Raw genomic sequence first — 11996 nt, 5'->3', positions numbered from 1 at the left:
CCCGGCGTCGTTCTTCCGAAAGCTCCCCGGTGATGGCCGGATCGACGCCTGAAATACGACTGCCTGATTCGTGATGCTACCTGTCGAGCTCGGGCGGAGGCCGTCGGCCCGTGAGCGCTCCGACCAGCAGAAGAACTGCACCCACGATACAGACGACTATGCAGGCCCACGCCCAGACGACGGAACCCGTCATCAGGGCGAGGACCAGAAAGCCGAAGCCGATCGCTGCTGCGCCGAGAGTCAGGACCAACACACCGATTCCTCGCTCACCACTCGACGCGACAACCTGGTCCCGACGCTGCCGCAATCGTCGGCGTCGGCGTCGGAGGAGGGTGGTGCGTCAGTTGCCCTTGGCGTACGACTGGCTGTACCCCGAGGACTGATTGTCCTGGTTGAAGTTGTCCTGCCCGTTGTCCACCGGCAGAGCCGAGGAACGGTTCTCGAGCTCTTCGAGCTGCGATTCGAGGTAGGACTTGAGCCGCACACGGTACTCACGCTCGAACGTCTTGAGCTGCTCGATACGCCCCTCGAGCACGGAGCGCTGCTGGTTGATCGTCGCCATGATCTCGGTGTGCTTGCGCTCGGCGTCGGCCTGCAGTGCGTCGGCCTTCTCCTTTGCCTGACGCAGCTGGGTCTCGGACCGGGTCTGCGCGTCGGACAACAGCGACTCGGACTTCTGCCGTGCCTCGGACATCATCGACTCGGAACGCGTACGTGCATCCGACACCAAACGCTCGGCGTTGGTGCGCGCGTTGCCGAGCAGCTGCTCGGACTCCGACTTGGCATCGCCGGTGAGACGATCGGCCATCTCCTGAGCAAGGCCCAGAATCTTGGCGGCCTGCATGTTGGAGTCGCCGCTCTGCTGCGGGGCTGCTGCAACGGGTGCGACCGGTGCGGGCTGCTGCACCACGGGCGGTGGCTTGGGAGGATCGACCGGACGCTGTGGCTCGGCTTTCGGTGCCGCGACCTGAGCCGACTGCGGGCTCTGCCGCGCAGCGTTCTTGGAATCCGCAAGCTCCTGATCGAGCTCACCGACCCGCTGGCGTAGGTCGGCGTTCTCTTCGATCAGTCGCGACAACTCTTGTTCGACGAGGTCGAGAAAAGCGTCGACCTCGTCTTCGTTGTAACCGCGCTTACCGATGGGCGGCTTGCTGAACGCGACATTGTGCACATCAGCTGGAGTCAGCGGCATGGAAGGATCCCTTCACGCGTCTTGGGGCGGTAGAGCAAGCATTCAGTTATATGCCATTCCGCGCGAGTGCAGAACAATCAAACTGTAACTGGCGTCCATTCTGTCACACGGGACACGCAGCATGCGCTGGGTCCCGCGTTCTAACATTCAACTTCGGCCTCAGGCCGCGAGACTGCTGGTCACATTCCACGCGATGAAGACGACGAAAAGCAGAACCATGATGGACAGGTCCAGTCGCACTCCACCGAGGTTGAGCGGTGGAATTATCTTCCGGAGAAACTTCACCGGCGGGTCTGTCACCGTGAAGATCGCCTCGAGCATGATGACGACCAACCCGGTCGGTTGCCAATCTCTCGCGAAAGTCCTGATGAACTCGACGATGATTCGACCGATGAGAAGGAGCCAAAAAAGAAACAATACGATGTTGATCACCGTGAACACGATCACGGCTATACTCTGCCTGACTTCGCCGGGCTGAGCAAAGTGCGCTGGTCACAGCCCTGAACTACCACCCCGAACAGTGAATATCTCACTGCTGACTGTAGAAACCGGTCTCGGCGATCCGCCTGCGCTCCTGCGGCGAGACGTCGACGTCGGCCGGCGAGAGCAGGAAGACCTTCGTGGCCACCTTGTCGAAGGAACCGCGGAGTGCAAAAGCGAGCCCGGCAGCGAAATCGACCAGCCGCTTGGCGTCCGCGTTGCTCATCTCGACCAGGTCCATGATGACCGGCGTGCCGTCGCGGAAGCGCTCACCGATGGTGCGGGCCTCGCTGTAGTCACGCGGTCGCAGCGTGGTGATCTTCGAGAGCGGGCCGCCGTCGTCCACGATCGGGCTGCGTCGGGTCTCTGCGCGCATGTCCATCCGAGTGTCCATGGCAAGCGCTCCCCTGGTTGCCGCACCGCGCGTGCTCGGTGCCGCGCCGCGTCCTCGTCCACCGATCGGTGCCAGCGTGGCCGCCGGACGGGGTGCCTCGTAATCGTCGTAGTCGTCCTCGACCTGTGCGTGCCGCGATCCACCGAAGGACGGCTTCACGAAATCACGCTCGTCGATGTCGTCGTAGCTGTCGCGACCACCACGGGAGCTGCGTCGCGTGTCCGGATCGTCGAGGTAGTCGTCCTCGTAGTCGGCGAGCGGAACCATGCCGAAGTACGCCTTGAACTTGTGCAGGGTGCTCATCGTTCTGCCTTCCGTGGCGGTGTGTCTACTGTCCATCTCCAGGTTCGCAAGTGTCTGTTGTGACTGATGTGATCCATGGACTGTTATTGCGAGGTTATCGGCCGCGCGCCGAGTATTGCGGTACCGACACGCACGCACGTCGATCCGTGCCGCACAGCAGCTTCCAGGTCTCCGGTCATGCCCGCGGACAGCTCGAGCGCTCCGGGATGATCCACGAGAAGTCGCGCGTGCAGACTCTCGAGGTCGGCGAATGCGGCGTCCGGATCTGCATCGAGCGGTGGCACCGCCATCAACCCCGCCAGACGCAACCCGGAGGCATTCGACACCGCGTCCGCAAGCTCGTGCAGTTCCTCGCGTTCGACGCCTCCGCGATGCACATCCCCGTCGAGGCTGACCTGAACGATCACGTCGAGTTCGGTCCGACGCACACCCTCGTCCAGTGCCGCCGCCGTCGCCTTGGACAGAGCGGTCACCAACCGCGCACTGTCCACGGAATGAATGGAGTGCGCCCACGCGGCCACCGACTTCGCCTTGTTTCGCTGCAGGTGTCCGATCATGTGCCACCGAGGCGGATCGGCGCTGAAATCGTCGGCAGTCTCGGCGACCTTGGGCGACGCGTCCTGCTCCCGGGACTCTCCGAAGTCGCGGCACCCCAGGTCGTACAGAATTCGCACGTCCGAGGCAGGGAAGAACTTGGTCACCGGCAACAGAGCCACGTCGGCGGGCGACCGGCCCGCGTCGACACATGCGCGATGCAACCGCTCGCGCACCGACGTCAACGATGTGTCGATCTCGCGCGCCCGGTCCGGGCCCGACGCGCTGCCGCTGAGTTCGCTCATGACAACCTTCTCTGCCCGTTCACCGATCGGCCGATTCGGGCCGATCACCTGAGGATGTGCTGTCCATCCATACGACACTGGCAATTCGACCGGTCGATCCTTCGCGACGGTGACTGAACAACGTCCGATCCTCGATGGTGCATCGAGGATCCTGAGCCACGCCGGATACTCCCGCGGCGAGCAGTTGAGCTCGGATACCGGCGGGAATGTCGAGCCCGGGGGTATGGCGGACGGTCGTCGTCGCGCTGCCGGGGAGATGCTGGTCGACGTCCGCTCGCATGGACGCGGGCACCTCGTACTGGCGACCACTCGCGGCCGGACCCAGAAACGCACCGATGCGCGCCGGGACCGCACCGAGCTCGACCATGGCGGCCAACACGCGAGGCACGATGCCGATGCGGGCTCCGACCCGTCCTGCGTGCACGGCGGCGATCACTCCGGCCTCCTCGTCGGAGAGCAGGACCGGCACACAGTCGGCAGTCAACACCACCAGACCGAGATCACGTTGCGTCGTCACCAACGCATCGGTCATCGGTAGCGGCTCGGACACCGGACCGTCGACCACCGTGACGGTGCGTCCGTGGACCTGCTCCATGAAGACGAGCCGTTCGAGTCCCATGCCCAGTCGATCGCCGAGGCGTCGACGGTTGGCCTCCACCGCAGCGGGGTCGTCACCGACGTGGTCGCCGAGATTGAACGTGTCGAACGGTGGTGCCGAGACGCCGCCGTCCCGCGTCGTCGAGACGCGTCGGACACGAAACGGACCGGCGGATGCGGTGTCACTCACCGCCGCATGAAGGACGGCACATCGACTTCGTCTTCGCCCTCGTCCTCGGCGATCGGCACGCGACGGCCGGAACCGACGGACTCGCGGCCTTGGCCGCCCGAGTCACGGCCGTGACCGGCTGCGGACTCGCGGCTGGACGATTCGCGGTTGGACGAGCTCGACGAGTTCAGCGGCGGCAGACTGCTACCACTCGGTGCGCCTACCGGGTCGCGGAACACGGCACCGTCGGAACTGTCGCTCGACCTGGAGGACACCTCGCCCGAGCGAGCCGATCCGATCGGTCCACGTGTGGAGGTGGCCGCTTCGACCGGACGCCGCGTCGGGGTTCCGCCGTCGAAGCCTGCGGCGATGACGGTCACGCGGACCTCGTCGCCGAGGGAGTCGTCGATGACGGTGCCGAAAATGATGTTGGCGTCGATGTGTGCGGCTTCCTGCACCAGCGAGGCGGCCTCGTTGATCTCGAACAGACCGAGGTCGGATCCACCGGCGATGGAGAGCAGCACTCCGCGTGCACCTTCCATCGACGCTTCGAGCAGCGGCGAGTTGATCGCCGATTCGGCTGCCTTGATGGCTCGACCCTCACCGCGGGAGGATCCGATGCCCATCAACGCACTGCCCGCGCCGGACATGACACCCTTGACGTCGGCGAAGTCGACGTTGATCAGGCCTGGAGTGGTGATCAGGTCGGTGATGCCCTGAACGCCGTTGAGCAATACCTCGTCGGCGCTGCGGAATGCGTCCATGAGGCTGACGGCCGCGTCGCCGAGCTGAAGCAGTCGATCGTTCGGGATGACGATGAGCGTGTCGCAGGACTCACGGAGCTGCTGGATGCCCGTGTCGGCCTGTCCACCGCGCCGCTTGCCCTCGAACGAGAACGGCCGAGTGACGACACCAACGGTCAGTGCACCGAGCTTGCGAGCGATGTTGGCGACGACGGGAGCACCACCGGTACCGGTGCCGCCGCCCTCGCCTGCGGTGACGAACACCATGTCGGCACCCTTGAGCACCTCTTCGATCTCGTCCTTGTGATCGTCTGCTGCGCGTCGGCCGACCTCGGGATCGGCACCTGCGCCGAGTCCGCGGGTCAGCTCGCGACCCACGTCGAGCTTGACGTCTGCGTCACTCATCAGCAAGGCCTGAGCGTCGGTGTTGACCGCGATGAACTCGACTCCCTTGAGTCCCTGTTCGATCATGCGGTTGACCGCGTTCACGCCGCCGCCGCCGATGCCGACGACCTTGATTACGGCGAGGTAGTTGTGCGGGGGCGTCATGGGCTCTCGCCTTCCGTGGATTGTTGCGTGAAATGTGGAAAACCCTCAACCTAAACCACAGGCTTAGAGTTATGTCAAGTACTGAACTGGTCGAAACGCTATTCATCGCCGACGACTATCGCCATTAGGCGCGCCGACGCCGCGCGAGAAATTCCCGTCGACCACGTCGAAACTATTTGGTGGTGGGCAGATCCGGACTCGACACGTCGAAGATCTGACCGGGCTGGGACAGCAACGCGATCGCCACCGCGGCCTTGCGTTGCGAGTCGTCCTTGCTGCCCCACACCACGGTGCGCCCGTCGAGCAGCAGAATCGAAATGTCGGACAGCGTGCTCGCGCGCAGCTCGCCTGCCTGATCGCGTAGCAGCGGTGGCAACGTATCGAGAACCGCGAGTGCATCTTTCGTCACCGGATCACCGAACACCGGGTTGTCGGTCACCAGACGCACCACCCCGGGCGGTGGCGGCGCGATCGCGAAATCGACCCCCGAGGAGTCGAGAAGATGGGTGCCGTCCGGAGAATCGAAGAACGCCACCGGTGTTCGCTCCTCCACCGTCACCTGCACGGTGGACGGATACTTCCGTTGCACACGAACCGTCGCCAGCGCCGGAATCGTCGCCACCCGCTGCGCCGCGGCCGCCGTGTCCACCCGAACCAGCGGAAGACCGACGGGTACGTCCAGCCGATCCAGGATCTCCTCCTCGGACACCGAGGACGCCCCCGCGACCGCAATGGTGCGAACGGACAACAGCGGTGTGAAGTACACCAGCGCAGCCGATCCCACCACGACGACCACCACGGCCAGTGCGATGACCAAGGCCTTGCGCCGCGACCGCTTCACCCGGGCGCGCTCTTCTTCACGCGCCAGCGCGCGCGCCTGCTTGTCGGTGACCGCGGACGGCGAATCACCCTCTCCTGCAGCTGTTCCCGACCTCGAAGAACGGACTCGATCGGAGCGGCGGGTCACGTCGACGGCCGATCCTTCGGTACTCCGCGGCCGGTCGCAGCACCGAAATCGGTCTTCGAGCGAAGCGCATCGAGAATCGGTCCGCCGAGCATCGTCACGTCACCGGCACCCATGGTGATCACGACATCGCCGGGCACACTCAGATGGGCGACCTGCTTGGCCACCAACGACAGATCCGGCTGATAGTTCACCGGCTTGGTCACCGAAGCGGCAACCAGCGCCCCCGTCACACCGGGCAACGGCTCCTCGCGCGCGCCGTAGACGTCGAGCACGACGATCTCGTCGGCCAACGACAGCGCGGCACCGAACTCCTCGGCGAACGTCGCGGTCCGCGAATACAGGTGCGGCTGGAACACGACGACGACGCGGCCCTGCTCGAGACCCGAATGGTCCTGACCCGCCACGAGAGCCTGGGCAGCCGTCAACACCGCGCGCACCTCCGTCGGGTGGTGCGCGTAGTCGTCGAACACGCGCACGCCGTGCTCACGTCCGGTGAACTGGAAACGCCGATGCACTCCGCCGAAACCGGTGAGCCCGGCCAGCAGTTCCTCGACTCCGGCACCGACCTGGCGCGCCGCGACGAACGCCGCCAGCGCGTTGAGTGCGGTGTGCCGGCCGGGGACGCCGAGCCGTACGGTGCGCGCCGCGTCCTCGCCCGCGATCTGCAACTGCGCGACGCCGCCGATGTCCTCGGGCTCCCACGCCAACAGGCGAACGGCCATCTCGACCGGCCCGGCGTCGACGTCCGAGGACCCGTAACCCAGCACCTTCACTCCGGGAAGGTTGCGCTCGACCACGCGTCGAGCGAGCGCAGCCGAACCCGGGTCGTCCATGCAGGCCACGAGCACACCGCCGGGACCGAGGAGCGCGGCGAAATCGTCGAACACCTGAACGTAGGCCTCGGTGGTGCCGAAGTAGTCCAGGTGATCGGCCTCGATGTTGGTCACGATGATGACGTTGGCCGTGTACTGCAGCAGCGAGCCGTCGCTCTCGTCCGCCTCGGCCACGAACACGTCGCCGCTGCCGTGATGAGCGTTGGTCCCGGCCTCGTTCAGCTCTCCCCCGACGGCGAACGACGGATCGAACCCGCAGTGCTGGAGGGCGACGACCAGCATCGAGGTCGTCGACGTCTTGCCGTGCGTACCCGAGACCAACAACGTGCGGTATCCCTGCATGAGAGAAGACAGCACGGCCGGACGCAGCACCACCGGGATTCCGCGTTCACGAGCTTCGACGAGTTCTGGATTGGTCCTGGGAATCGCGGCGTGGGTCGTCACCACCACGGTGGGTCCGCCGTCGATCATGTCCAGCGCGCTCGCGTCGTGACCGATGCGGACCTGGGCACCGCGTGCGCGCAGTGCGAGTACGCCGCGCGATTCCTTGGCATCCGAACCCGACACCTGTCCCCCGCGAGCCAGCAGGATCCGCGCGATGCCGGACATTCCGGCACCACCGATGCCCACCATGTGTACTCGTTCGAGCTCTGTCGGCAGATCCGACATCGCACCCTCAGTTGTCACGCGGACGTCTCCCTCGTTCTCTTCTCATGCTCGACGCCGCCCAGCTCAGCGCCGCGCCGCGTGCGCGGTATCGAGCACGATCTGCGCGACGGCAGCTGCTGCGCCCTTGTGCCCGGCACCGGCGGCGGCCCGAGACATGGTGGCAATTTTTTCGGTGTCGGCCAGCAGCGCGACCACCGTCTCGCTCACGTACTGCTCGGTCAGTGTCGCATCGGACACCAGGATGCCACCTCCGGCGTCGACCACAGGACGGGCGTTGAGTTCCTGCTCGCCGTTGCCGTGCGGCAGGGGCACGTAGACGGCAGGCAGACCGGTCGCGGAAACCTCGGCGACCGTCATGGCACCGGACCGGCATATCGCGAGGTCCGCGGCCGCATACGCCAGATCCATCCGGTCGATGTACGGCACCGCGACGTACGGCGCATTCGGATTGCGCTGCTCGACGTCGAGCGAGTTCTTCGGACCGTGCGCGTGCAGAACCGAGATACCGGCACCGGCGAGGGCCGCCGAGGCTCCGGACACCGCGTCGTTGAGCGATCGGGCCCCCTGCGAGCCGCCGAACACCAACAGCACCGGGCCGCTCTCGGGCAGGCCGAAGTGCGCGCGAGCCTCTGCGCGGACAGCCGCCCGGTCGAGTCCGGTGATGGTGGGACGCACGGGAATTCCGATCACATCCGCGTCGGCAGCACCGCGCGCGGCGATCCCCGAGCCCGCGACCGCGGCGAGTACCCGCTCGGCCGACCGAGCACCGACCTTGTTGGCGATGCCCGCGCGCGCGTTGGCCTCGTGGATGACCACAGGAATTCGGCCGCCACGGCCGAACAGTCGACCGCGGGCCGCGAGATAGGCCGGCAACGCGACATATCCGCCGAATCCGACGAGCACGTCCGCCTCGACGGCCGCGAAGATCTCTCGGGTGCGGCGCACCGATCGCACGACGCGCAGCGGCAGCTTGAGCAGGTCGACGGTGGGCTTCCGGGGCAGCGGAACCGGCGGAATGAGTTCGAGTGCGTACCCGCGAGCCGGGACGAGTTTCGTCTCCAGACCACGGCTGCTGCCGAGAGCGGTGACGGTGACGGTGGGGTCGAGGACACGCAAGGCGTCGGCCACAGCGAGCGCAGGCTCGATGTGCCCGGCCGTTCCGCCCCCGGCAACCACTACGGAAATCGGTCGAGATGTCTGCTTCACCGTCGATATCCTCGCTCACCCGAGCGGACGGGCGGGCGACCGGGTTGTGGTTCCGGTCGCGGACGGTATGCCGACCGCGATCCTGCGGCGGACTCTCGCCGGACGGACTCGCTCCGACGGGGGTTGCCGCGGGGTGACTCGCCCCGATACGCAGTCGATCTGGGTGACATCGTCTCGGTCCGTGAACTGGAGACCCGCGTGCGAGCACGTCCGGGCTCGGCAGCTCTCGCTGTACGTGCGTCCTTGCCCTGGCCCTTACGGGACTCGAGGCGCTTGCGATCCTGCGCCGCCAGCGTGGGGCGAGTGGACTTCGAGCGTGCCATCGCAGCTCGCTTGGGCGAGAACACGGCGGGCAGCGGCAGCTTCAGAGCTCGCGCGATTCGGCCCTCCTGCCCCGCGTGCAGGGCTGCGATCGCCTCCGGTTCGTGCCGGGCGGCGCTCGCGATGATGCCGAACATCAGCAGCGTGATCGCAGTCGAGGTACCACCGTAGGACACCAGCGGAAGCTGCAGACCGGTCACCGGCAGCAGCCCGACGACGTAGCCGATGTTGATCATGGCCTGACCGAACACCCAACACGTGGCACCTGCGGTCAGCAGACGCAGGAACGGATCGACCGAACGCATGGCGATGCGCAGGCCGGTGTAGACGAAGAGGCCGAACAATCCGATGACTGCCAGGCAGCCGATCATCCCGAGTTCCTCGCCGATGATGGCGAAGATGAAGTCGTTGTGCGCGTTGGGCAGGTAACTCCACTTCGCGCGGCTCTGCCCGAGCCCGCGACCGAACATTCCGCCGTCGGCCAGTGAGTATTTCGCCTGGGTGGACTGGTACGACAGACCCTGGGTGTCCTCGCCCGGGTTGAGCCAGGCCTTGACGCGGTTGGACCGGTAACCGGCGGTGAACGCGAGCACGGTTGCCAGCGCCATCCCGGTCATCAGCACCGCACCGAACAACCGGGCGTTGAGGCCGGCGAACCACAGCAGCGCCACCAGGATGATGCCGAGGGCGATGGCGGTACTCAGGTTCGGCTGCAGGACGACGAGCAGGCACATCAGCAGACCCGCAGGCAGCAACGGAATGAGCAACGACTTGATGTTGCCGTGTTCGCTGCGACGCGAGGCCAACAGGTGCGCGCCCCACAGAACCAGTGCCACCTTGGCGAGCTCGGACGGCTGGAAGGACACGACGCCGAAGTCGAACCAGCGGCGCGCGCCTTGGCGTTCGGCACCGATACCGGGAATCAGCACCAGCATCAGCATGGTGATCGAGACCAAGAACAGCGGAAACGACAGCTTCCTGAGGTACCGAACCGGCAGCCGGAGAGCGACGTAAAACGCGACGACTCCCAGCGCGACACCGATCAGCTGCTGGGTGAAGAGCGCGTACCCGGACTCGTCGGCTGCGAAGGATTCGGCGGACGACGCCGACAGCACCATCACCAGGCCCAACACCGTGAGCAGGACTGCGATCGTGACGATGAGATGGAAGGACGCGAGCGGCCTGCCGAACCACAGGCCTATTCGAGTGCGTGGAGCGGCGGTGCGGCGAGGCGGACGCGGCGGCTGACCGGCGGCGGTCACGATCGCGGCGATCCGATGTCGGTGGCATCGAGGCGCTGGACCGATTCGGCGAAGCTGCGGCCGCGGTGGCCGTAGTCGGCGAACATGTCCAGTGACGCGGCGGCCGGGGCCAGCAGGACCGTATCCCCCGGCGCGGCGAGTTCGGCCGCATGGGCCGCGACCGCCCGCATCACCGCATCAGCATCTTCAGCACCATGAGTCACACCAGCATCGTCTCCCGAAGGAAGCCTGACGACCGGAACATCGGGCGCGTGTCGCGCTAAAGCCTCTGCGATCTGCATCCCATCGCGTCCGAGGACGACCGCAGCCACGAGCCGATCGGCGATCTCGACCACCAGATCGTCGATCAGCGCACCCTTCAACAGCCCACCCGCGATCCACACGACGCGATCGTGCGCCGAGATCGAGGAGCGAGCGGCGTGCGGGTTCGTCGCCTTCGAATCATCGATGAACGTCACCCCGCCGAGCTCGCGCACCACCGCCGCACGATGCGGTCCCACCCGATAGGTCTGCAGCCCCACCCGAACATCGCCTGCCTGCACGCCGATCGAACGAGCCAGCGCGCCTGCCGCGAGCGCATCGAGGACACCGGACGGGCCGCTCGGCTCCACGTCGTCCGCAGCGAGTAAATCGACGTTCTCGCCGAACGCGTTGTCGACGAGCATCCCTGCCCGCACTCCCAGCTCACCCGACGCCGGCTCACCCAACCGGAAACCGACGACGGTCGCCGCCACAGACCCGGCCGACAAGCCGGCCGCCCTGGAGTCGTCGAGACCGACCACCGCAACATCGCCGCTCAACGCACGAGCCTTGGCCTGGACGTAACCATCCATACCGCCGTGCCAATCGAGATGGTCCTCGGCGATGTTGAGCACCACCCCCGCTGCCGGACGCACCGACGGAGCCCAGAACAACTGGAACGACGACAACTCCACAGCGAGCACACTCGGATGTGGGGTACCGCGCAACGCGTCGGCGACGGGGAGTCCGATGTTGCCGCAGGCCACCGATTCGATGCCGGCGGCGTCGAGTATCGACGCCAGCATCGAGGTGGTGGTCGTCTTTCCGTTGGTACCGGTGACCACCAGCCAGCGAGTCCGGGGTCCGTACAGCTCGGCCCGGTCCACGTGCCAGGACAACTCGACATCGCCCCACACCGGAATACCCTGTTTCGTGGCGGCCGCCAACACCGGAGAGTCGGGACGGAAACCGGGACTGGTGACGACGAGCGAGAACTTTTCGAGCGCCGCGGGATCGGCGAGCAGGTCGTCCTGCAGCACCACCGCAGCACCGGAGTTCGACGCCTCGTCCAGCGCGGCGCGATTCGAGTCGGTGACCGTGACGACGGCACCGAGATCCAGCAGTGGTTGCACGACAGCGAGTCCCGAGATGCGGGCTCCGGTCACCAGCACCGAACTGCCACGCAACCAGATCAGATCGGTCCGAGAGTCGTGCACAGATTCATCCATGCC

Annotated in this window: 12 protein-coding genes; all 12 read right to left on the bottom strand. The window is 66.2% G+C overall.

Annotated elements, in window-relative coordinates; genetic code table 11:
• Positions 1-76 precede the first annotated feature (76 nt).
• Positions 77-253, bottom strand: a complete 177-nt coding sequence (locus AYK61_RS27185; RefSeq protein WP_179273334.1) for a hypothetical protein — start codon at positions 251-253, stop codon at positions 77-79.
• Positions 254-340: 87 nt separating this feature from the next.
• A complete protein-coding gene (locus AYK61_RS02130; protein ID WP_121869626.1) occupies positions 341-1192 on the bottom strand; it encodes a DivIVA domain-containing protein in 852 nt (283 codons plus the stop codon).
• A 159-nt stretch (positions 1193-1351) separates the two neighbouring features.
• A complete protein-coding gene (locus tag AYK61_RS02125) occupies positions 1352-1639 on the bottom strand; it encodes a YggT family protein (RefSeq protein WP_121869625.1) in 288 nt (95 codons plus the stop codon).
• Positions 1640-1721: 82 nt separating this feature from the next.
• On the bottom strand, positions 1722-2369 hold the full coding sequence (locus tag AYK61_RS02120) for a cell division protein SepF (RefSeq protein WP_121869624.1): 648 nt from the start codon (positions 2367-2369) through the stop codon (positions 1722-1724).
• 83 nt (positions 2370-2452) lie between these two features.
• On the bottom strand, positions 2453-3208 hold the full coding sequence (locus AYK61_RS02115) for a YggS family pyridoxal phosphate-dependent enzyme (RefSeq protein WP_121872356.1): 756 nt from the start codon (positions 3206-3208) through the stop codon (positions 2453-2455).
• A gap of 19 nt (positions 3209-3227) precedes the next feature.
• On the bottom strand, positions 3228-3995 hold the full coding sequence (gene pgeF, locus AYK61_RS02110) for a peptidoglycan editing factor PgeF (RefSeq protein ID WP_121869623.1): 768 nt from the start codon (positions 3993-3995) through the stop codon (positions 3228-3230).
• On the bottom strand, positions 3992-5266 hold the full coding sequence (gene ftsZ / locus AYK61_RS02105; protein ID WP_121869622.1) for a cell division protein FtsZ: 1275 nt from the start codon (positions 5264-5266) through the stop codon (positions 3992-3994). The genes pgeF and ftsZ overlap by 4 nt, the downstream gene beginning before the upstream one ends.
• A gap of 172 nt (positions 5267-5438) precedes the next feature.
• Positions 5439-6233: a cell division protein FtsQ/DivIB gene (locus AYK61_RS02100; protein ID WP_121869621.1), complete on the bottom strand. Its 795-nt coding sequence runs from the start codon at positions 6231-6233 to the stop codon at positions 5439-5441.
• Positions 6230-7735 carry a UDP-N-acetylmuramate--L-alanine ligase gene (murC, locus tag AYK61_RS02095; protein WP_121869620.1) on the bottom strand — a complete coding sequence of 502 codons (1506 nt, stop codon included), beginning with the start codon at positions 7733-7735 and terminating at the stop codon, positions 6230-6232. Before murC ends, AYK61_RS02100 begins: the two co-directional genes overlap by 4 nt.
• Positions 7736-7798: 63 nt before the next feature.
• Positions 7799-8941, bottom strand: a complete 1143-nt coding sequence (gene murG, locus AYK61_RS02090) for an undecaprenyldiphospho-muramoylpentapeptide beta-N-acetylglucosaminyltransferase (protein ID WP_220709100.1) — start codon at positions 8939-8941, stop codon at positions 7799-7801.
• A complete protein-coding gene (ftsW, locus tag AYK61_RS02085) occupies positions 8938-10524 on the bottom strand; it encodes a putative lipid II flippase FtsW (RefSeq protein WP_121869619.1) in 1587 nt (528 codons plus the stop codon). Before ftsW ends, murG begins: the two co-directional genes overlap by 4 nt.
• A complete protein-coding gene (gene murD, locus AYK61_RS02080; protein ID WP_121869618.1) occupies positions 10521-11993 on the bottom strand; it encodes a UDP-N-acetylmuramoyl-L-alanine--D-glutamate ligase in 1473 nt (490 codons plus the stop codon). The genes ftsW and murD overlap by 4 nt, the downstream gene beginning before the upstream one ends.
• Positions 11994-11996 lie beyond the last annotated feature (3 nt).

This window comes from Rhodococcus sp. SBT000017, from assembly GCF_003688915.1.
Taxonomy (GTDB): Bacteria; Actinomycetota; Actinomycetes; order Mycobacteriales; family Mycobacteriaceae; genus Rhodococcoides.
The sequence above is the reverse complement of the archived record's forward strand: the minus strand, read 5'-3'. Positions and strand labels throughout refer to the sequence as shown.